Origin of the sequence: Streptomyces sp. NBC_01320, from assembly GCF_035974375.1 — a bacterium.
Lineage (GTDB): Bacteria > Actinomycetota > Actinomycetes > Streptomycetales > Streptomycetaceae > Streptomyces > Streptomyces yanii.
Genome location: NZ_CP108390.1, coordinates 4903135 through 4923919, shown reverse-complemented (window position 1 = coordinate 4923919; position 20785 = coordinate 4903135). Strand labels below are relative to the sequence as shown.

The 20785-nt window shown below is 70.8% G+C and carries 22 protein-coding genes and 1 pseudogene; 14 read left to right on the top strand and 9 right to left on the bottom strand.

All coding sequences use genetic code 11. The features are described from left to right. Positions 1-99: 99 nt before the first annotated feature. The 5 genes from OG395_RS22175 to OG395_RS22155 all read left to right on the top strand — a co-directional run bounded on the left by OG395_RS22175 (position 100) and on the right by OG395_RS22155 (position 4119). Complete coding sequence (locus tag OG395_RS22175) at positions 100-1038, top strand: ABC transporter ATP-binding protein (RefSeq protein WP_327244514.1); 939 nt, start codon at positions 100-102, stop codon at positions 1036-1038. Further along, positions 1032-1787 (top strand): ABC transporter permease, encoded by a 756-nt coding sequence (locus OG395_RS22170; RefSeq protein ID WP_327244513.1) that lies wholly within the window; start codon positions 1032-1034, stop codon positions 1785-1787. The genes OG395_RS22175 and OG395_RS22170 overlap by 7 nt, the downstream gene beginning before the upstream one ends. Then, positions 1784-2962, top strand: coding sequence for a sensor histidine kinase (locus OG395_RS22165; RefSeq protein ID WP_327244512.1), 1179 nt, complete (start codon positions 1784-1786; stop codon positions 2960-2962). Before OG395_RS22170 ends, OG395_RS22165 begins: the two co-directional genes overlap by 4 nt. Next, positions 2959-3570, top strand: a complete 612-nt coding sequence (locus tag OG395_RS22160) for a response regulator transcription factor (protein WP_266981860.1) — start codon at positions 2959-2961, stop codon at positions 3568-3570. Before OG395_RS22165 ends, OG395_RS22160 begins: the two co-directional genes overlap by 4 nt. Positions 3571-3663: 93 nt before the next feature. After that, positions 3664-4119, top strand: coding sequence for a GNAT family N-acetyltransferase (locus OG395_RS22155; RefSeq protein WP_327244511.1), 456 nt, complete (start codon positions 3664-3666; stop codon positions 4117-4119). Between the two features lie 35 nt (positions 4120-4154). On the opposite strand, the gene OG395_RS22150 is transcribed toward OG395_RS22155, so the two are convergent. The 4 genes from OG395_RS22150 to OG395_RS22135 all read right to left on the bottom strand — a co-directional run bounded on the left by OG395_RS22150 (position 4155) and on the right by OG395_RS22135 (position 8810). Continuing rightward, positions 4155-4889: a class F sortase gene (locus OG395_RS22150; RefSeq protein ID WP_327244510.1), complete on the bottom strand. Its 735-nt coding sequence runs from the start codon at positions 4887-4889 to the stop codon at positions 4155-4157. A gap of 151 nt (positions 4890-5040) precedes the next feature. Further along, positions 5041-6297: a hypothetical protein gene (locus OG395_RS22145; RefSeq protein ID WP_327244509.1), complete on the bottom strand. Its 1257-nt coding sequence runs from the start codon at positions 6295-6297 to the stop codon at positions 5041-5043. A 664-nt stretch (positions 6298-6961) separates the two neighbouring features. Continuing rightward, on the bottom strand, positions 6962-7798 hold the full coding sequence (locus OG395_RS22140) for a transglutaminase-like domain-containing protein (RefSeq protein WP_327244508.1): 837 nt from the start codon (positions 7796-7798) through the stop codon (positions 6962-6964). A 10-nt stretch (positions 7799-7808) separates the two neighbouring features. Further along, complete coding sequence (locus OG395_RS22135; protein ID WP_327244507.1) at positions 7809-8810, bottom strand: GNAT family N-acetyltransferase; 1002 nt, start codon at positions 8808-8810, stop codon at positions 7809-7811. Between the two features lie 117 nt (positions 8811-8927). Here OG395_RS22135 and fdxA point away from each other — a divergent pair, with 117 nt between their 5' ends. Continuing rightward, positions 8928-9248, top strand: coding sequence for a ferredoxin (gene fdxA, locus OG395_RS22130; RefSeq protein WP_037688837.1), 321 nt, complete (start codon positions 8928-8930; stop codon positions 9246-9248). 149 nt (positions 9249-9397) lie between these two features. Beyond that, on the top strand, positions 9398-10495 hold the full coding sequence (locus OG395_RS22125; RefSeq protein ID WP_327244506.1) for a bifunctional succinyldiaminopimelate transaminase/glutamate-prephenate aminotransferase: 1098 nt from the start codon (positions 9398-9400) through the stop codon (positions 10493-10495). 47 nt (positions 10496-10542) lie between these two features. Here the strand turns inward: OG395_RS22125 and OG395_RS22120 are convergent, their stop codons facing one another. Both OG395_RS22120 and OG395_RS22115 read right to left on the bottom strand, forming a co-directional pair. Continuing rightward, entirely contained in the window at positions 10543-10989 is a 447-nt protein-coding gene (locus OG395_RS22120) for an ATP-binding protein (RefSeq protein WP_327244505.1), read from the bottom strand. 285 nt (positions 10990-11274) lie between these two features. Further along, positions 11275-12216, bottom strand: a complete 942-nt coding sequence (locus tag OG395_RS22115; protein ID WP_327244504.1) for a hypothetical protein — start codon at positions 12214-12216, stop codon at positions 11275-11277. 168 nt (positions 12217-12384) lie between these two features. Between OG395_RS22115 and dapE the strand changes: the two genes are divergently transcribed. Both dapE and OG395_RS22105 read left to right on the top strand, forming a co-directional pair. Then, positions 12385-13464, top strand: a complete 1080-nt coding sequence (gene dapE / locus OG395_RS22110; RefSeq protein ID WP_327244503.1) for a succinyl-diaminopimelate desuccinylase — start codon at positions 12385-12387, stop codon at positions 13462-13464. Positions 13465-13557: 93 nt separating this feature from the next. Then, on the top strand, positions 13558-14316 hold the full coding sequence (locus OG395_RS22105; protein WP_266981845.1) for a TIGR00730 family Rossman fold protein: 759 nt from the start codon (positions 13558-13560) through the stop codon (positions 14314-14316). A gap of 124 nt (positions 14317-14440) precedes the next feature. Here the strand turns inward: OG395_RS22105 and folP are convergent, their stop codons facing one another. Beyond that, positions 14441-15313, bottom strand: coding sequence for a dihydropteroate synthase (gene folP / locus OG395_RS22100; RefSeq protein WP_327244502.1), 873 nt, complete (start codon positions 15311-15313; stop codon positions 14441-14443). Between the two features lie 103 nt (positions 15314-15416). Between folP and OG395_RS22095 the strand changes: the two are divergent. Further along, positions 15417-15815: pseudogene (locus tag OG395_RS22095) on the top strand (hypothetical protein); the annotation flags it as partial. Positions 15816-15952: 137 nt separating this feature from the next. Further along, positions 15953-16540 (top strand): DNA-3-methyladenine glycosylase I, encoded by a 588-nt coding sequence (locus OG395_RS22090; RefSeq protein WP_327244500.1) that lies wholly within the window; start codon positions 15953-15955, stop codon positions 16538-16540. Between the two features lie 127 nt (positions 16541-16667). Here OG395_RS22090 and OG395_RS22085 read toward each other — a convergent pair whose 3' ends face one another. Continuing rightward, positions 16668-17483 carry an enoyl-CoA hydratase/isomerase family protein gene (locus OG395_RS22085; protein WP_327244499.1) on the bottom strand — a complete coding sequence of 272 codons (816 nt, stop codon included), beginning with the start codon at positions 17481-17483 and terminating at the stop codon, positions 16668-16670. 312 nt (positions 17484-17795) lie between these two features. Between OG395_RS22085 and OG395_RS22080 the strand changes: the two genes are divergently transcribed. After that, the gene (locus tag OG395_RS22080) at positions 17796-17963 is read left to right on the top strand and encodes a DUF3117 domain-containing protein (RefSeq protein ID WP_003966491.1); all 168 of its coding nucleotides are present in this window, start codon (positions 17796-17798) and stop codon (positions 17961-17963) included. 173 nt (positions 17964-18136) lie between these two features. Here the strand turns inward: OG395_RS22080 and OG395_RS22075 are convergent, their stop codons facing one another. After that, entirely contained in the window at positions 18137-18802 is a 666-nt protein-coding gene (locus tag OG395_RS22075; RefSeq protein WP_327249413.1) for an O-methyltransferase, read from the bottom strand. A gap of 181 nt (positions 18803-18983) precedes the next feature. Here OG395_RS22075 and sigE point away from each other — a divergent pair, with 181 nt between their 5' ends. Then, positions 18984-19745, top strand: a complete 762-nt coding sequence (gene sigE / locus OG395_RS22070) for an RNA polymerase sigma factor SigE (RefSeq protein WP_327244498.1) — start codon at positions 18984-18986, stop codon at positions 19743-19745. Then, positions 19742-20737, top strand: a complete 996-nt coding sequence (locus OG395_RS22065) for a zf-HC2 domain-containing protein (RefSeq protein WP_327244497.1) — start codon at positions 19742-19744, stop codon at positions 20735-20737. Before sigE ends, OG395_RS22065 begins: the two co-directional genes overlap by 4 nt. Positions 20738-20785 lie beyond the last annotated feature (48 nt).

The window sequence follows — 20785 nt, the reverse complement described above, 5'->3', positions numbered from 1 at the left end:
TCCGGGGGCGGCGTCATGCGTGGGGCATGACATCTGTCATCCCCGATTCACGACCCGTGACCCTGCCGGGCGGCCACTCCACTCCGCCAGCCTGGACGCATGACAACGACAGCCACCGAAGCCACCACCGCGCGCGCCGCAGTGGTCAGCTTCGACCAGGTCAGCAAGGCGTACGGAGACGTATGCGCCGTCGACGGGCTCACCCTCGACCTGCACCCCGGCGAGACGGTGGCGCTTCTCGGCCCCAACGGCGCCGGCAAGTCCTCCACTCTCGACCTGCTCCTCGGCCTGCGCACCGCGGACTCCGGCACGGTCCGGCTCTTCGGCGCTTCCCCGCAGGAGGCGATCGCCAAGGGCCGGGTCGGCGCGATGCTGCAGACCGGCGGCCTGATGGAGGACGTCACCGTCGAGGAGATCGTCCGGCTCGTCTGCGATCTGCACCCGCGGCCGTACCCGGTCGGCGACGTACTGGCCCGTGCGGGCATCGCGTCGATCGCCGACCGGATGGTCAACAAACTCTCCGGCGGCCAGGAGCAGCGCGTACGGTTCGCGCTCGCCACCGCCGGGGCCAATGACCTGATCGTCCTCGACGAGCCGACCACCGGCATGGACGTCACCGCCCGCCAGGCGTTCTGGGCCACCATGCGGGAACAGGCCGAGCAGGGACGTACCGTCCTGTTCGCCACCCACTACCTCGAAGAGGCCGATGCGATCGCCGACCGCGTCCTCGTCCTCCACAAGGGGCGGCTCCTCGCCGACGGCACCGCTGCCGAGATCAAGGCGAAGGCCGGAGCCCGCCGGATCTCGTTCGAACTCGAGGGCGCGGTCGACGAATCGTCCCTGCGCGGCCTGCCGTTCCTCTCCACGCTCGACATCAGCGGCAACCGGGTCCGTATCCAGTCGCACAACGCCGACGCGACCGTCCACGCGGTCTACGCGCTCGGCCTCTACCCGCGCGAACTCGAAGTCGCAGGACTCGGCCTGGAGCAGGCCTTCGTCGCCATCACCGAGGCCGAGGAGGCCAGGACCGCATGCTGAATTTCTTCTCGTGGGCACTCATCAAGCTCGAAGTGACCCGCACCCTGCGGAACAAGAAGTTCATGTTCTTCTCGGTCATCTACCCGTCGGTGATCTACCTGCTGATCTCCGGAACCCGGAACACCACCGACAAGGTCCCGCACACCGACCTGACCCTGCAGGCCTTCTTCATGGTTTCGATGGCCTCCTTCGGCGCTCTGACCGCCGTCCTCATGGGCAACAGCGAGCGCATCGCCAAGGAGCGCGAGAAGGGCTGGGTCCGCCAGCTGCGCCTCACCCCGCTGCCCAGCCGCGGCTACGTCCTGGCGAAGATCGCCAGTGCCGCGATGGTCACCCTGCCCTGCATCGTGGTCGTGTTCCTGGTCGCCGCCGTGGTCAAGCACGTACGGATGGAGACCTGGCAGTGGTTCGCGCTGATCGGGGTCATCTGGGCCGGATCGCTGGTCTTCGCGGCGCTCGGCGTCGCCATCGGCTACGTCGCCAGCGGGGACGCGGTCCGCCCGATCACCATGATCATCTACTTTGCGCTGTCGATCCTCGGCGGCCTGTGGATGCCGAGTGCGACCTTCCCGCAGTGGCTCCAGAACATCTCCGAGTGGCTGCCGACCCACGCGTACGCTTCACTCGGCCAGGCGGTCGAGATGGGCGGCTCGCCGCACGCCAAGGACGTCGCCATCCTCTGCGTCTACTTCCTGCTCTTCGCGGGCGGCGCGGCCTGGCTCTACCGGAAGGACACCCTGAAGGCGTGAACGACGACGAGACGTTCGTGGGGATCGGGCGCCCGCCGACCAACCGCCGTCAGGTGGGCGTCAAGCTGCTCTGGATCGGCATCTGGCTCGCGTTCATGAGCGCCCCGGTCAAGGACCTCATCGACGGCAACCACACCCCGTTGGCCGCCGGGCTGGGAGCTCTCGGCCTGCTGGTCTTCGTCGGGACATACCTGGTCCTGGTCTTCCGTCACACCTCGAAGGCGCTGGACCGCCGCCGGGTCGGGGCGGCGATCACCTTCCTCGGCGCCCTGGCAGCAGCCCTCTCCCTGACGCTGGGCACCCCGTGGCTGGTCCTCTTCGTGTACGTCTCCGTCACCGTCGGGGCCACCCTCCCCCTGAGGACCGCCGGCTGGCTGATCCCCGTCGTCACCGCCGTACTCGTCGGTCTCGGCCTGACCGGCGACCACCCGCGCGAGGTCATCACCGCCCTGGTCTTCCCCGCCCTGCTCGGCGGGTTCGCCATGACCGGCGTACGGCAGATGATCCGTACGACGGTCGAGCTGCGCGAGGCCCGTGCCACCGTCGCCCAGCTCGCCGCCAACGAGGAGCGGCTGCGGCTCGCCCGCGATCTGCACGACCTGCTCGGCCACTCCCTCTCCCTGATCACGCTCAAGAGCGAGCTGGCGGGGCGGATGCTCCCCGACCACCCCGAGCAGGCCGCGCTCCAGGTCGCCGACATCGAACAGGTCAGCCGCCAGGCACTGGTGGACGTCCGCAGCGCGGTCACCGGCTACCGGCGGCCCACGCTCCCCGGTGAGCTGGCCGGGGCCCGTACCGCACTCGTCGCCGCGGGCATCGTCGCCGACATCCCGACGGACGCCCCCGCCGAGTTGCCCGAGAAGCCGGAGGAGGTCCTCGCCTGGGCGTTGCGGGAAGCCGTCACCAATGTCGTACGCCACAGCGGCGCCCGCCGCTGCGCGGTCACGCTCACCCCCCGCCAGACGCTCGGCGGCCGGGTACTCGAACTCAGGGTGGCGGACGACGGCCGGGGCGGCTCCGGAACGAAGGCGGGCAACGGCCTCACCGGCATCAGCGAACGACTCGCCACGGTCGATGGCACGCTGACCACCCGGGCCACCGACTCCGTTTCCGGTAAAGGCTTCACCCTCACCCTCAGTGTTCCACTCGGATCCGGCCTAGGATCCGGTGAATGAGCATGATCAGACTCCTCCTCGCCGAGGACCAGTCCATGGTGCGCGAGGCCCTCGCGGCGCTGCTCGGTCTGGAACCCGACATCGAGGTGGTGGCCCAGGTCGCCCGTGGTGACGAGGTCCTCGCGGCGGCCCGCGAGAATGCCGTCGATGTCGCCCTCCTCGACATCGAGATGCCGGGCATGACCGGCATCGAAGCGGCGGGCGTGCTGCGACGGGAACTCCCGGCCGTGAAGGTCGTCGTCGTCACGACCTTCGGCCGCCCCGGCTATCTGCGCCGGGCGATGGAGTCGGGCGCGGACGCGTTCCTGGTGAAGGACGCCCCGGCGTCCCAGCTCGCGGAAGCGGTACGGAAGGTGCTCGCCGGTGAGCGCGTCATCGATCCGACTCTGGCGGCCGCCGCACTCGCCGACGGCGCGAGCCCACTGACCGAGCGCGAACGCGATGTGCTGCGCACGGCGGCCGACGGCTCCACCAACGCGGAGATCGCCACAGCGCTCCATCTCTCGCAGGGCACGGTCCGCAACTACCTGTCCACGGCGATCCAGAAGACGACGGCACGCAACCGGGCGGAAGCGGTGCGGATCGCGAGCGAGAAGGGCTGGCTGTAGGGCCGGCTCTGGGGGCGCGGCAGCCTAGGCGCCGCCCTGACCTGGAGAAATTCCGGTTTCGCGGGATCAGCGGAGCTGGCACACTCCTGCTTCATGACGACGGGACACAGCGCGGGCGTGAACCTGCGCGTCGGTGCGGAGGACGCGGAGCTCTCCGCCCGGCTGAGCGAAGAGCTGACGGCCTTCAACAACCATGCGACGGGCGCCCACGACGACCGGGGGCTCTCGGTGCGGGTCACCGACGAGGCGGGTGACCTGGTGGCGGGGCTGGTCGGCTGGACCTGGGGCGGGTGCGCCGGGATCTCCGAGGTGTGGGTGCGGGCCGACCGGCGTCACGAGGGGTGGGGCGCCCGACTGGTGCGCGCCGCCGAGGACGAGGCTCTGGCGCGCGGCTGCACCTCCGTGATCGTCTCGTCGATGTCCTTCCAGGCACCCGGTTTCTACCGTCGGCAGGGCTATCTGGAGACCGGTAGCGGCGGTGGGCTCCCGGGCGGCCACACCCGTCATCACTTCTTCAAGGAGTTGGAACGGACGGAGAACGTCAGCTGAGGGGCAGCCAAGGGCTGTCCCGTAGGTCAGGTGGTTCAGGCGCGTGTCGCCTTGTCGAGATGGGCGAACACCACCACGTTGTCCTTGTAGTCCTTGGCCTTCCTGTCGTAGTTGCCGCCGCACGTGATCAGGCGGAGCTGGGCGGACGGAGTGTCGGCGTACACCCGCTTGTCGGGGAAGTTCGCCTTGCTGAAGGTCTCCACCGAATCGACCTTGAACGAGGCGACGCTGCCGTCCGCCCTCGTGATGTCGACCGTGGCGCCCGGTTTCAGGAACTGGAGCTGCAGGAACACCGCCGGGCCGGTCGTCGTGTCGACGTGGCCTGCGACGATGGACGCGCCGCGCTCACCGGGCGTCGCGCCGTCCTTGAACCAGCCCACCAGGTTCTTGTCGTTGGGGGGCGGTGCGTTGAGCTGTCCGGTCGGGCCGATGGACAGGGGGGTGAAGGGGGCGTCGACGGCGATCGTCGGGATCCGGAGCCGCTTGGGCTTGGAAGCGGGCATGGACAGGCCCTGGAGAGAAGCGGAGGCCGAGGGAGTGGTTGGGGCTGGGGGGGCGGGTGCGGGGGCCGCGGGAACGCCGGGCCCGGGGACGGCGGGTGCGAGCACCGCGGGGGTGGTCAACGGCTTGTTGTCGTCCGAGACGCCGAGGGAGTTGTAGATCAGGAGCAGGCCCAGCCCTGCCGCTGCTGCGGGCCAGAGAAGGGCGCGGCCGATGGCGGGGGAGCCGGGCCGGGAGGGGGTGGAATCGGACGACTGCGGGGCGGCCATGGAAGCGTGCCTTTCTTCTGTCCTTCTTCTGTGTGGCATCGGTCAGTTGGTGCTCGGCCAGTCAGCGGAACCGGGGAAACGCAGCCGCCGCGACCGCCGCCCCGGGGGACGGCGACCGCGACAGCTGCGCGAGAACAGCGGTTCAGTTCGTTCAGGCCACCGCGCCGCCCGTGGCCTGACGGCGGCGCACCTTGTATGCACCGACGCCGAGCCCACCGATGAGCAGCGCCGAACCGGCAGCCAGACCGCCGCCGGTCATCGCGGTCCCGCCGCCACCGGCGTGGACGCCACCGCGGGGCTTGCTCTCGTCGCCGCCACGGCCTCCGCCGTAGCCGCCCTCGTTGCCGCCACGGCCGCCGCCGTAGCCGCCCTCGTCGCCGCCACCGCCGTAGCCGCCTTGGTCGTCGCCTCCGCCGTAGCCGCCTTCGTCGCCGCCACGGCCGCCCTTGTCGCCGCGGTCGTCTCCGCCCTTCTTCGAGTTGTCGCCGGAGTCGTTGCCGGGCTGCCACTCCTTGGCCACCGTCATGGCCATGGCGCCGCCACCGGTGTGGACGCCACCGCGGGGCTTGTCGCCCTTGCTACCGTGGTGGCCCTTGTCGCCGTGGTCGTCCTTGCGCCCGTGGTCGTCCTTGCGCCCGTGGTCGTCCTTGCGGCCGTGGTCGCCCTTGCCCTTGTCGCCGTGCTTGTCGCCCCAGCCGCCCTTGCCGTGGTCGGGCCGGGCGTCCTTGTCGCCCTTGTCGCCCTCGTCGCCTCCGCCGTAGCCGCCTTCGTCGTCGCCGCCGCCGTAGCCGCCTTCGTCGTCGCCGCCGCCGTAGCCGCCCCCGTCGCCGCCGTCGCCGTAAGAGTCGCCGGAGTCGCTGCCGGAGTCGCTGCCGGAGTCGTTGCCGGGCTGCCACTCCTTGGCCACCGTCATGGCCATGGCGCCGCCACCGGTGCGGACGCCACCGCGGGGCTTGTCGCCCTTTTCGCCCTTGCCGCCGTGGTGGCCCTTGTCGCCCCAGCCGCCCTTCTCGCCGTGGTCGCCCTTGTCGCCCCAGCCGCCCTTCTCGCCGTGGTCGCCCTTCTCGCCGTGGTCGCCCTTCTCGCCGTGGTCGCCCTTCTCGCCGTGATGGCCCTTCTCGCCGTGATGGCCCTTCTCGCCGTGGTCGCCCTTCTCGCCGTGGTGGCCCTTGCCGCCGTGGTCGTCTTCGCGGTCGTCGCCGCGACCGCCGTGGTCGTCGCCGCGGTCGTCGCCGCGACCGCCCTGGTCGTCTTCGCGGTCGTCGCCGCGGCCGCCGTGATCGTCGCTGCTGGAGGAGGAGCCGCCGTCCCAGTCATCGGCCAGCGTGATGGCATGGGCGGCAGGAGTGGTGATGGCGAGGACCGCGGTGATCGCGGCCGAAGCGAACAGTGTGCGGGCAGAGCGCATCTGAACACATTCCTTCCGACGCGACTGCGATGAGTGACGGGATGCCGACTCAAGGTGACGCAGTTGCGACGTGATCCACCGTTAACCGGAATGCGACTCGGCGCCATCGGGAACCTGTGCATTGGGGCTACGCCGTGGGCCCTTCGGGTGGCGAATTACTGATAATCACCCATCGGACTGCATATCATGGCGTAATCAGGTTTGGTCCTGCAGAGCCGCCTTTTTGCTGACACTTCCTCATGGTGACGCGCCGTGCGATCGGTGCGGCGAGACCCTGATGGTCGGCCCGAACTCGCGTGCAGAGATGGCTGGTTGATGGTGTGCCCCGTGCGCGTGTGATCGCCTGGGGGTGTTCTCCTCGTCACTCGAGAGGCGCTGCGGGGCCGGTGCGAGGAGCGGCGCGCGTGGCACGCAGAAGAGACCTGGCTCCCGCTCGGGCGACCTCCGGAAATGCGCCGCTCCCGTTCCGACCCGATGGAGGCCTGCCGCACTCGACCCGGGGCTTCAGCTGCCGTGTTCGGTACGGGAGACGGGGGGTTTCCGCCGTGGCGCCTGCGCACCGGGCCCGGCCTCCTGGCCCGTGCCTTGACCGAGCACACGGCGAAACCGACCCGCGGGCGTTTCGGACCCGCCGGACGGCCCCGGTCCCCGCGCCTGTGCACCTCTAATTCAGCAAGGCCCGCGCCGCTCGTGCCCGCCCCCGAACCATCTCTGCCGCCGCCGGCTCCACTGCTTCCACCAGCTCCGCGTACTCCTCCATCTCCTCCGCCCCGCGAAGGAACTCCCCGCTCTGTACGAGCAGCTGCGCCCGCTCGTAGCGCAGCCGCGCCGGATGCGAGGGCAGCAGCAGCGACAGTTCCACCGCCCACAGCGCCACCCGCGTGCACTCCGGGCGGGCCGCCGCCCACGCCCTGATGTTGTTGAGGATCCGCAGCACGATCTCCAGCGGCCGGGCCGGCACCAGCATCGACGGCTCGAGCGGTGCCCCGGTCGCCCCCGTCACCAGCAACTCCGCGTCCTGGCCGGTCATCGGCCTGCCGCCGGCGAACGGGTCGGCCAGCACCTGTTCCGCCGGATCGCCGAACCCGACGACGAAATGACCCGGCAGCGCCACCCCGTACACCGGAGCGCCCGCCCGCCGCGCCACCTCGATCCACACCACCGACAGCAGGATCGGCAGCCCGCGTCGGCGCCGCAACACCTCGTGCAGCAGCGACGACTGCAGCCGCTGGTAGTCCGCCGACGAGCCCACGAACCCGCACCGCTCGCCGAGCAGTTCGGCCAATGCCGAGGCCCAGGCGCGCCCGCCCCGTACCCCGTACGGAAGCAGTCCCGCCAGCCGGTCCAGTTCGATCTGCGCAGCGTCGATCCCGTCCGCGTCCAGCGCCGGGTCGGCCTCCGCGGCCAGCAGCAGGCAGAGCAGCGCGAGGTCCGGGCGTTCGGCGCGGGCCTCCTCGGCGAACTGCTGCCGCGGATTCAGCCCTGGGTTCATGGGGGACATGCTCCTGCCCCTACGCGGACCGGAAGTGGTGGTACAGGTGGTGGGTCACGAACCCCATCCGGTCGTACAGCGCACGTGCCCCCTCATTCTCCGCCTCCACCTGCAGCCACGCCGCCGACGCACCCTCGTCCAGCGCCTGCCGGGCCAGTGCGGTCATGACGGCGGAGGCCAGGCCCCGCCGCCGGTACGCGGCATCGACCTCGACGGCCATGAAGCCCGCCCAGCGCCCGTCCACGACACACCGTCCGATCGCGGCAGGCGCGTCGCCCGCCGCGTCACCCGGCACGGTCGCGAACCACACCGAGGGCCCGCTGCCCAGCACCTTCAGTACGTGCGGGCCCGGAGTGTCGAAGCGCTGGTACCGGGAGAGCCACGCCTCGTCGATCCCCCGGCTCAGCCGCACCCGCGCGACGTCCGCGTCCAGATCGCCGATCGGCGCCAGAGCCGCGATCCGCACCTGCGCCGTGACCTCGCGCCGCCACCCGTGCTCCTCCAGCTCCGCGCACAGATTCTCCTGTGTGCCCTCCGCGCCCGTCGCGGTCTGGATGTAGGCGGGCAGCGCGCGGTCCTCGTACCAGCGCTCCACCCGCGCGAGCGCCTCGTCGAGCGGCACCCCGGGATCGCCGAGCGGCAGCACGGAGTTGGCGCGCCGGGTGAAGCCCTCCGCCGCGCGCAGCTGCCAGTCGCCGAGCGGTTCGCTCTCCACCGGCTGCCAGGCGCGCGCACAGACGTGGGCGAGTTCCGCGAACGTGGCCGACGGGCCCCGGCGCCGGGCCGGCGCGGAGGGGACGACCTTGCCCGCCACCAGCGAGGATTCCGCGATGTGGACGGATTCACCGCTCTTCGGTGTGATCGACAGCACATGTTTGTTCCAGGATGTGAGAACCCCTACGGTGTCGGTGAATCTCCAGCCCGCCGTGCCGCCTTCCGAACGACGTCGGACTGATACCCGTTTGCCCACGTCAGCCGGGGTGATCCGGACCTCGGCCCGTCCGCCCATGGTGAATTCCACAGCTCTCTCCGCCCCTCCTGTTCGGTTCGCGCCCAGGAACGGAGATACTAGATGCGGGCATCGACGACGCCGCGCTCCCGCGCGAGAGCCAACGCCCTACCGAGGAGGAACGACAGCGTGACCTACGTCATCGCGCAGCCTTGTGTCGACGTCAAGGACAAGGCCTGCATCGAAGAGTGCCCCGTCGACTGCATCTACGAGGGCCAGCGGTCCTTGTACATCCACCCGGACGAATGCGTCGACTGTGGAGCCTGTGAGCCGGTCTGCCCGGTCGAGGCGATCTTCTACGAGGACGACACCCCGGAGGAGTGGAAGGACTACTACAAGGCGAACGTCGAGTTCTTCGACGACCTCGGTTCGCCCGGTGGTGCCTCCAAGCTGGGTCTGATCGAGCGAGACCACCCGTTCATCGCAGCATTGCCGCCGCAGAACCAGTAGTCAGCGGCCAGCACGTGCGCCGCCCCGGTCCCGTACGGCTCGTCACCGTGCGGGACCGAGGTGTTTTCCGGTCCGAGCCGCAGGCAGACCCGGCGCCGCACGAACCACCCGAACCACCTCGTCACCCTCGTACGAGAAAGCAGAGAGCCGTGTCCGCAGCAGTCTCCTCCCGCCTCCCGGTCTTCCCCTGGGACAAGCTCGCGCCCTACAAGTCGACCGCTGCGGCCCACCCGGACGGCATCGTCGATCTTTCCGTCGGCACGCCCGTCGACCCGGTGCCGGAGCTGATCCAGCAGGCGCTCGTCGCCTCCGCGGACAGCCCCGGCTATCCGACGGTGTGGGGGACGACCGAACTCCGCGACGCCCTCACCGGCTGGGTGGAGCGGAGGCTCGGCGCGGTCTCCGTGGCGCACGAGAACGTGCTGCCGGTCGTCGGCTCCAAGGAGCTCGTCGCCTGGCTGCCGACCCAGCTCGGCCTCGGCGCGGGCGACAAGGTGGCGTACCCGCGGCTCGCCTACCCGACGTACGAGGTGGGTGCCCGGCTCTGCGGCGCCGAGCCCGTCGTCTACGACGACCCCACCGAGCTCGACCCGGCCGGACTCAAGCTGCTCTGGCTGAACTCGCCGTCCAACCCCACCGGCCGGGTCCTGTCGAAGGACGAGTTGATCCGGATCGTCGCCTGGGCGCGCGAACACGACGTGCTGGTCTTCAGCGACGAGTGCTACCTGGAGCTCGGCTGGGAGGCCGAACCGGTCTCCGTGCTCCACCCCGACGTCTGCGGCGGCACGTACGAGGGCATCGTGGCCGTCCACTCCCTCTCCAAGCGCTCCAACCTCGCCGGATACCGCGCGGCGTTCATCGCGGGCGACGCGGCCGTCCTCGGCGAACTGCTGCTGATCCGCAAGCACGGCGGGATGATGACGCCCGCCCCGGTCCAGGCCGCCACCGTCGCGGCGCTCGGCGACGACACACACGTGGCCGAGCAGCGGACCCGGTACGCGGACCGGCGCACCGCGCTGCGGGCGGCGCTGGAGGCCCACGGCTTCCGGATCGAGCACAGCGAGGCGAGCCTCTACCTGTGGGCGACCCGCGACGAACCCTGCTGGGACACCGTGGCGTACCTTGCGGAGCTCGGCATCCTGGTGGCGCCGGGCGACTTCTACGGACCGGCGGGCGACCACTTCGTGCGGGTGGCGTTCACGGCGACGGACGAGCGCGTGGCAGCCGCGGTCAAGCGGCTGTCCTGACTCCATACCGGACATGCGCGAGGGCCTCGCGCATGTCCGGTACGAAGTCAGCCGATCGGCAGGCCCCGGGTGGGCAGGCCCTGGGGCGTCGGCAGACCGCCACCGGCGAGACCGTCGGTCGGCAGACTGCCCTTGGCCGCCGCACCGGTGGCCCCGCCGACCAGCTCACCGGCTTTGCCCGCCGCCTTGCCGGCGACCTTCTGCGCCGCGGGGGCGGCCTTGCTGCCCGTGCTGCCGACGGTCCTGCCCGCGGCCGGAACGGCCGTCCCGACGATCTTGCCGCCGGTGACGCCCGCGACCTTGGCGCCCTGCTCGGACGCGCCGTCGACGGTCTTGCCGAGACCGGCGCCGTCGACGGTCGTCAGACCGCCGAGCTGCGGGGCCTGCGGGAGCTCCGCGGCACCTGCGGCGCCGGCCGCACCGACCACGGGGGCTGCACCCGCCGCGATCAGCAGCGCGGCACGGGCGATCCGACGGGTCAGGGGGAGGGACATGATGCTCCTTCGACGGGGTGGAATTTGTCTGTCCGTTGATCGGACGCAGTGACAACCGTCGTGGGGGCGGGGGAGGTTGCGGTGGACCGAAGTAAAGAGTCGGTAATGCGTCACATAATCCGCAACGGAGGAACCCGGGCAAACATTGCATTACTCAAAGGCTGGATGAGTCGTCACTTCCCTTTTCCCGCAAGGGAATCGGTGCATGAAGTGGAGACTGCCGGAGGGGTGCGCGGACAGTGGCTTCCCGACGGGCTGGATGGCCCCTACGAGGGATCCTTCGTACTAGTGAACGAGTCGCATGCGTACCTGCGTGGTGCCTGATTCCGCACGGTCCGTCCGCCAGCCCGACCCGGTGCTCCATACCCGGCCCGCGTACGCGACCTCGTCGATGCCCAGTGATTCGGCCTGTGCCACCGCCCAGTGCGCGAGTTCCCAGCCGCGCTGCGCCCTGCCGCCGTCCCCGGCGGTCCGCGCCGCCTTCACCGGCACCGAGACCGTGCCCGCAGCCGCCGCCCCGCCCGCCGCCCCGTCGCCCGCCTTGCCCGAGGAGGGCAGCACACCCTTGCCGAAGGCCCGTACCAGCGCCGACCGCACCTTTGCCGCATCGGCGGGCCCCGCCGCCGTCTGCGTCGGCGTGCAGGTCAGCGCGGCGGGCGTACGGCCGGTCAGCGCGGCGGACAGCAGCGCGGCATCCGGCTCGTGCTTCGCGTAGGCCTGCGGGAAACCACTGCGCTGCACCCGCTGCGCGGCCACCGTCAGCGGCAGCCGCGAGTAACCGGGGACCTCGGCCAGATGCTGGTAGAACTTCCCGGCCGAGTAGACCGGGTCCAGGATCTGCTTCTCGGTGCCCCAGCCCTGCGAGGGGCGCTGCTGGAACAGCCCCAGCGAGTCCCGGTCGCCGTGCTCGATATTGCGCAGCCCGGACTCCTGCAACGCCGTGGCCAACGCGATCGTCACCGCACGCTCAGGCATTCCGCGCGTGGTGCCGACCGCGGAGATCGTCGCGGCGTTCGCGGCCTGCTCCAGGGTCAACCGGTACGTACGTCCCCGGCCCGCCGAACCGTCGGCGGACTGCACGGTGCACCGCTCGACGCCCTTGTTGCCCGAGATGTACTGAACGGTGAGGTAGCCGGCCAGGGCCACGAGCACGGCAAAAGCCGCCGCGATACGGAAGAGGCGGCTGCGGCCGGTGTGTCGGCGGGCGGAGGAGGCGGTCCGGGGCACGCGCCCACGGTACTGGAGGGCCCGACCGGGGCCGACGGCGATGTCCCTCAGGGACTTTTCCTCCGGATCCTGCCGGGCTCGCGGGGGTCCCCGGGCCGGCCCGGTCCGAAAGGAAGTCCCCGGGCCCGTCCGGCGGATCGGGGCCGGACAGGCCTTAGGGTCGGGGCCATGCCCGAAAGCACCCTTGACCTCACCCTGGACGGTCCGGCCCTCACCGCCCGCCTCGTCGACTTCCCGTCGGTCAGCGGGGACGAGAAGGAGCTGGCCGACGCGATCGAGACGGCCCTGCGCACGCTCCCGCACCTGACCGTCGACCGGCACGGCAACAACGTCGTGGCCCGGACGAACCTCGGCCGCGACGAGCGCGTCGTACTCGCCGGACACATCGACACCGTGCCGATCGCCGACAACGTCCCGTCCCGGCTCGACGAGAACGGCGTGCTCTGGGGCTGCGGGACCTCCGACATGAAGTCGGGCGTCGCCGTCCAGCTGCGGATCGCGGCGACCGTGCCCGAGCCCAACCGCGACCTCACGTTCGTCTTCTACGACAACGAAGAAGTCGCCGCGCACCTCAATGGGCTCGGCCATGTCGCAGACGCCCACCCCGACTGGCTGGCGGGCGACTTCGCCGTCCTCCTCGAACCGTCCGACGCCCAGGTCGAGGGCGGCTGCCAGGGCACCCTGCGGGTCTTTCTCCGTACGGAAGGGGAGCGGGCGCATTCCGCGCGCAGCTGGATGGGGTCCAACGCCATCCACGCCGCCGCACCGATCCTCGACCGCCTCGCCGCCTACGAACCGCGCCGGCCGGTCATCGACGGGCTGGAGTACCGCGAGGGCCTCAACGCGGTACGCATCGAGGCGGGTGTCGCCAACAACGTCATCCCGGACGCCTGCACCGTCGTCGTCAACTACCGGTACGCCCCCGACCGCAGCCCCGAGGAGGCCGTGGCCCACGTCCACGAGGTCTTCGCGGACTGCGGCGTCGTCGAGTTCACCGTCGACGACCACTCCGGCGCGGCGATGCCCGGCCTCTCCCACCCGGCGGCCAAGGCGTTCATGGAGTCGGTCGGCGGCACCGCGCAGCCGAAGTTCGGCTGGACCGACGTCTCCCGCTTCGGCGCGCTGGGCGTCCCCGCCGTGAACTACGGGCCCGGTGACCCGCTCCTCGCGCACAAGCGCAACGAGCACGTCGCGGTCGAACGGATCACCCACTGCGAGGACCGGCTCCGCTCCTGGCTCACCAGCTGACCCATCGCATACCCCCGCCCGTGACCTCCGTAGATCTACCCTGACCTGACACAGCACGTCGTCATGGCGTCACGTCGTCGGAGGGAGCAGGTCATGGGCAACCCCGAAGAAGCTCACGTCCCCGAGGAGCAGCGGCTCGGTCCGGTACTGCGCCGCAGGGAACAGGTACAGCCCGGTACCACCGATCAGCGCTTGCTGGACTCAGAGGGCGATTCCGAGTGGGTGCACACCGATCCCTGGCGGGTGATGCGCATCCAGTCGGAGTTCGTCGAGGGCTTCGGCGCGCTGGCCGAGCTGCCGAGCGCGATCAGTGTCTTCGGCTCGGCCCGCAGCCCGGCCGACGGCCCGGACTACGAGGCGGGCGTACAGATCGGCAAGGCGCTGGTCGAGGCCGGTTTCGCGGTGATCACCGGGGGCGGTCCCGGAGCGATGGAGGCGGCGAACAAGGGGGCGCGGGAGGCGAGGGGCATCTCGGTCGGCCTCGGTATCGAGCTGCCCTTCGAGTCCGGGCTCAACCCGCACGTCGACATCGGCGTGAACTTCCGCTACTTCTTCGTCCGCAAGACGATGTTCGTGAAGTACGCGCAGGGCTTCGTCGTCCTGCCCGGCGGCCTCGGCACACTCGACGAGCTCTTCGAGGCGCTCACCCTCGTCCAGACGGGCAAGGTGACCCGCTTCCCGATCGTGCTCTTCGGCACCGCGTACTGGGGCGGCCTGGTGGACTGGCTGCGGAACACGGTGGTGGCGCAGGGGAAGGCGTCCGAGAGGGACCTGCTGCTGTTCCACGTCACGGACGACGTCCACGAGGCGGTCGACCTGGTCACGAAGGAAGTCGGCCGCTGGCCACGGTGAGCCCCTCCGGTGACTGAGGGGCCCGATCCGGGGCAGTGCCCCGGATCGGGAAGGGGCGGGCAGGGGACACGTCTCGCGCAGCGGCCCCGGCTCGCGCCCGTCACGCCCCGCTGCCGCACCGCCGCTACGCCAGTCCGCGCCGGGCCACCGCCGGCTCCCGGTGCCCCGCGATCGACGCCACCATGTCCAGCACCTGCCGCGTCTCCGCCACCTCGTGCACCCGGTAGACCTGCGCGCCCAGCCACGCCGAGACCGCCGTCGTCGCCAGCGTCCCGATCACCCGTTCCTTCACGGGCCGGTCGAGCGTCTCCCCGACGAAGTCCTTGTTGGACAGCGATACGAGGACGGGCCAGCCGGTCTCCGCCATCTCACCGAGGCGACGCGTCGCCTCCAGGGAGTGCCGGGTGTTCTTCCCGAAGTCATGACCGGGGTCGATCATGATGCCGTCCAGTCTGACCCCGAGCTCCACGGCCCGCTCGGCCAGCCCCAGCGTCACCCGCAGGATGTCCGCCATCACGTCGTCGTACGCGACCCGGTGCGGCCGGGTCCGTGGTTCGGCTCCGCCCGCGTGCGTACACACCAGCCCCGCTCCGTACCGCGCGGCCACCTCCGCGAGCTTCGGATCGACACCGCCCCACGCGTCGTTCAGCACATCGGCACCGGCCTCGCAGACCGCCTCACCGACCTCGTGGCGCCAGGTATCGACGCTGATCACCACATCGGGGTGACGCCGCCGCACCTCGGCGACGAACCCGACGGTGCGGCGGGCCTCCTCCGCGGCGGTCACCTCCTCGCCGGGACCGGCCTTCACCCCGCCGATATCGATGATCGCTGCGCCGTCGGCGACAGCCTGCTCGACCCGGGCGAGCGCGGGCTCGTCGCGGAAGGTCGCGCCCTGGTCGTAGAAGGAATCCGGAGTACGGTTCACGATCGCCATGATCACCGGCTCGTGCGCCCCGAATTCGCGCTGCCCCAGCCTGAGCGCACCGCTTCGCATCCTGTGTTTCTCCTCTGGATAGATCGCCCACCGCCGCCTGCGACCCTAACTGTCGGTACCGCATGGCACGATCGGAGGCGGACAGGTTTCCGCCCCAGGGGAGATGCGCGTGTTCTGGTTCTTGCTGCTGGCGATGGTGGTGGTCGTGGCCGCGGTCACCCTCGCGGTGGTCGGCGGAGGAAAGAGTGCCGTCCTGCAGGACGTGGCGCCCGAGCAGCTGACCGACCCGCTGCCCGCGACCCGTCCGGTCGGCCGCGCGGACGTCGAGGCGCTGCGGCTGCCGGTGACGGCACGCGGATACCGGATGGCCGACGTCGACGACGCGCTCGGCCGGCTGGGCGCCGAGCTCGCCGAGCGGGACGCGCGGATCGCCGAGCTGGAGTCGGCGCTCGCCGGAGCGCAGGCGACGGCGGTGGGCGGTGTCGGGCTCCTCAAGGAGCCGCAGGACCGGCCGCGGCCCGAGCGGACACCCTGGGCGGCGCCGCAGTCCGGGCAGCAGCCCGACCGGCAGCCGGAGCCGCGTGCCTGGCCCCCGTCCGGACCCCAGTACGGACCGCAGTACGGGCCCCGGTCCGGATCCCAGCAGGAGCCGCCGCCCGGTCCGGAGTCCGGGCCCCGGTCCGGCGAGGAGCCGCGGCGATGAGCGGCGGCGCCGAAGCGGGGGCGGACGGCCGGCTGCGCTGCCCGTGGGGACTGTCCACCCATGACTACCTCGCCTACCACGACACGGAATGGGGCCGCCCCGTCCACGGCGACGACGCCCTGTTCGAGCGGCTCTGCCTGGAGGCGTTCCAGTCCGGGCTGTCCTGGCTGACGATCCTGCGGCGCCGGGAAGGATTCCGCAGTGCCTTCGCCGGGTTCAAGATCCGCGCAGTGGCGGAGTTCACCGACGCCGACAAGGATCGCCTCCTTGCCGACGCCGGAATCATCCGCAACCGCGCGAAGATCGAGGCGACGCTCGCCAATGCCAAGGTGCTGGCCGCATGGCCGGACGGCGAGCTGGACGAACTGATCTGGTCGTACGCCCCGGACCCGGCCACCCGCCCCGCCCCGCGCATCCTCGGCGACGTACCGGCGGTCACGCCGGAGTCCACCGCGCTCGCCAAGGACCTCAAGAAGCGTGGCCTGCGCTTCGTCGGCCCCACCACGGCCTACGCCCTGATGCAGGCGTGCGGCCTGGTCGACGACCACCTGGCCGACTGCGTGGCCCGCGGCACCGGGGCGTAGCCACGCTGCGGGGGTCGGCGGTGCCGTGGAGGAGGCCACGCTGCGGGGCCGGCGCTGCCGCGGTGGAAGCCATCCACCGGTGAGCAACCGTCCACGGCCCCGGGCCCGGACTGACCCCTGCCGGGCCCTATCGCCCCAGATACTTCGGCTTCGCCTTGTCCAGGAAGGCCTGCACCGCGATGGTGTGGTCCTCCGAGGCGCCCGCCTTCGTCTGGAGTTCGTCCTCCTTCTCCAGCGTCTCGCTCAGCGTGTGCCCGGCGCCGTAGGCCAGCGACGCCTTGAGCGCGGCATACGCCACCGTCGGGCCGTCCGCCAGCTTGCGGGCCACTGCCAGGGCCTCCGCGGCGAGGTCGGCCGCGGGCACCAGCTTGTTGACGATGCCCAGCTCGTACGCGTCCTGAGCCGAGATCGACCGCGGGAAGAGCAGCAGGTCGGCTGCGCGGCTCTGGCCGATCAGCCGGGGCAGCGTCCACGAGACACCTGAGTCCGCGGTGAGGGCGACCCCGGCGAACGAGGTGTTGAACGACGCGCTGTCGGCGACCACCCGGTAGTCGCAGGCGAGCGCGAAGCCGAAGCCCGCACCGGCGGCGACCCCGTTCACCCCGGCGACGACCGGCTTCTCCATCTCGGTGATCGCCCGCACGACGGGGTTGTAGTGCTCCTGCACGGTGCTCAGCGCATTGCCGGAACCCGATTCGCGGGTGGCGGTAAGCGTGGCGACGTGTTCCTTGAGGTCCTGGCCGACGCAGAAGGCGCGCGAGCCGGCCGCCGTGAGCAGAACCGCCCGGACAGCGGTATCGGCCGCGGCCGACTGAAGCGCGTCACGGAGGGCCGCCTTGGTCGCTGTGTTCATGGCGTTCATCGCGTCGGGACGGTTGATCGTGATCGTCGCGAGTCCGTCCGTCACTTCGTAGAGCACGGTGTCGGCCACGTGGTCCGCCATTTGCTGTCCCCTTTGCGCCTCGGGCAATGCCTGTTCAGGCAAGCATGGCCGACATCACCGAGGGGGAACATGTGACCTGCGTCTAACGATTGCGCCCCGATGGAGGGGGGAGGGCGACGGAGTATCGCAGTCGGATCGCCGAATTGGGTGGTTTTGCGAGAGCGCGTTGCGCAAGCGATGCAGACCGATGTTGGTCATCGGGGTCTGTGATGCGGGATAATGGCCTGGAAGCAATGTGTTCGATGCCGGTGAGACAGCGCCTGTCATGGGGCCGCCGGTTGTTATGAGCTGGTTTCAGGAAGGGGAACGAGCATGGCGGCCATGAAGCCGCGGACGGGCGACGGCCCGCTCGAGGTGACAAAGGAGGGGCGGGGCATCGTCATGCGCGTTCCGCTCGAAGGCGGCGGTCGGCTTGTTGTGGAGCTGACTCCGGACGAGGCCGATGCACTCGGCGACGCCCTCAAGAAGGTCGTCGGCTGACGCAGAGGCGCCCACACTTCATCACTGCCCCGGCACGGACCCGTGCCGGGGCAGTGATGCATTCGGAACAAGCGCCTCGAAGGGCGTTCCCAGTCCCTTCGAGGCTGTGGGGCAGGTCCGAGGGGACCGAGGACGTCCGGCCGGCCCGGTGAGGGGCAAGGGGCGATGAGCGGTCACCCCCGCCGGACGGCGCAGAGCAATCCGTCGCCCACCGGCAACAACGTAGCCATCAGTTCCTGGCTCTCCCGCACCGCCCGCAACAGCTCCCGCAGCCGCAGTACCTCCGCCGGCTGCGCCGCGGAGTCGACCGTACGGCCGTCCGCGAAGACGCCCTCGAAGCAGACCAGACCGCCAGGTCGCAGCAGGCGCAACGATTCAGCGAGGCAGTCCAGGCTCTCCAGCCGGTCGCCGTCGCAGAACACGAGGTCGTATCCGCCGTCCGCGAGCCGCGGAAGTACGTCGAGGGCTCGGCCGGGGATGAAACGGGCCCGATTGGCCGCGAACCCTGAAGCCCGGAAGGCCTCGCGGGCGAACTGCTGCCGCTCCGGCTCCGGATCGACCGTGGTCAGCACCCCGTCCGGCCGCATCCCCTGCAGCAGGTAGATGCCGGACACGCCGGTTCCGGTGCCGATTTCGGCCACCGCCTTGGCGTCGGTCGTGGCAGCGAGCAAGCGCAGCGCGGCGCCGGTGCCCGGTGACACCGAGCGGAGCCCTGCCTCCCGGGCCCGGTCTCTGGCCCAGCGCAGTGCTTCGTCCTCGGCGACAAAGGCGTCGGCGAACGCCCAGCTCGTCTGCCGGTTGGCGGTAATGACCCTCTCCTGTCCCCGTAGTTGGCGCAACGGTGACTGTATCCGCTGCACCCGGGAACCCGCAGATGGGACCGGGCGTTAGGAAGGGGCAGGGGAAAGCTCATGGATCCGGCCCGCAGATCGGGTCCGGGACCATGGGCCGACGGTTCCGGGGATGATCCCGGACCCCAGCAGGAAAAAGGCTTATCCGGAGCTAACGGGCGAGGTGGCTATGGTAGGGGCTCCACTGGACACCACCAGAGCCGACAGGGGAGGTGCGGCTGCGCCTGTGGGTCGGGGACGAGTGCTGCGGCGCTTTCTCGGATCAGCGGGTGAGCCGAAATCCGTGACCAACATTGCTGACCGTTCTTCCAACGACTCCGCACCGACCGCGACCTTCGCCTCAGATGCGGACTCCCAGGCGTGGATGCCGCCCTCATGGGAAGAGATCGTCAGCACGCACAGCGGTCGTGTCTACCGCCTTGCCTACCGTCTGACGGGAAACCAGCACGATGCCGAGGACCTCACTCAGGAGGTCTTCGTCCGGGTGTTCCGTTCGCTGTCGACCTACACGCCCGGCACCTTCGAGGGCTGGCTGCACCGCATCACGACCAACCTGTTCCTGGACATGGTCCGTCGTAAGCAGCGGATCCGTTTCGACTCCCTCGGTGACGACGCCGCCGAGCGGCTGCCGAGCCGTGAGCCGTCTCCGCAGCAGGTCTTCAACGACACCCACTTCGACGCGGACGTGCAGCAGGCGCTGGACACCCTTGCGCCCGAATTCCGTGCCGCGGTCGTGCTCTGCGACATCGAGGGACTTTCGTACGAGGAGATCGCCGCGACCCTCGGCGTGAAGCTCGGTACCGTGCGCAGCCGTATTCACCGCGGCCGCTCGCACCTGCGCAAGGCTCTGCAGCACCGCTCTCCCGAGGCCCGCGCCGAGCAGCGCTCGCTGGCGGGAGCAGTGGTGGCAGGGGAGGGCGGGCCGGCGTGAGTGGCACAAGTCCGACCCCTGCGGAACAGCACCTGGGGGACCGCCTCGCCGCGCTTGTCGACGGTGAGCTCGAACATGACGCCCGCGATCGGGTGCTCGCCCATCTCGCGACCTGCGCGAAGTGCAAGGCCGAGGCTGCCGCCCAGCGGCGGCTGAAGAGTGTCTTCGCGCAGTCCGCCCCGCCGTCGCCGTCCGAGGGGTTCCTCGCCCGGCTGCAGGGCCTTCCCGGGGGACCGGGCGGTGACGACGACCACCAAGGAAGACCATTCGGCGGCTCCGGGCGGTTCGCCGACGGACTTTTCCCGGTGATGCAGCCCCCCGGCAGCCGCACCGATCCGCCTTCGGGAAAGTCGCCGCTGGACCGTTTCGGCTACCTCGGGACGCCGCACGGCTCGACGGCCGTGCTTCCGGTCGACGGATCGCGTTCGGCGTTCCGGATCCATGAGGTGGGCCGGGAAGGGGACCGGTCGCCGTGGCGCGGCCGCAGGTTCGCCTTCGCGGCGGCCAGCGCCGTCTCGCTGGCGGCCATCGCGCTGGGTGGCGCCCTGCCGACAGGAGCGGGTCCCGATGCCGCGACCCGCGCCGAGGGCGCCGGAAGCAACGTGACTCCGCTCGATGCCGCCACGCGGGCCGAGAGCGGCAGCGTGACCAGCCGTCGCGGTGGCAGCAGCCTCGGCACGTCCGGCGTGCCCGGCGGTGGTTCCACGCTCGGTACCCCGGCTCAGCCACCGAATACCGCGGCACCCGTTCCCGCGCTGTTCGGCGCCGGCCGGCTCACGGCCAACCCCTTCGCCGCGGCGGTACTGACGGATGTGTCCGCATCCCCGCTGATACGTCCGACCGCCACCAGCCCGCTGTTCACGCACGCGCTCGGAAGCGGCCTGAACCCCGTTTCCCTCACGCCCTCGCCGACCGCGTCCCGGACACCCACGTCGGCGGCCGTCCTGCCCGCCTCCGCCGATCGCCGTCTGCCGCTTTCCGCCCGGCGCTGACGGGGGTCTGCGCAGCGATTCGCAAACCTGGTTGAATCCCCGGAGGAA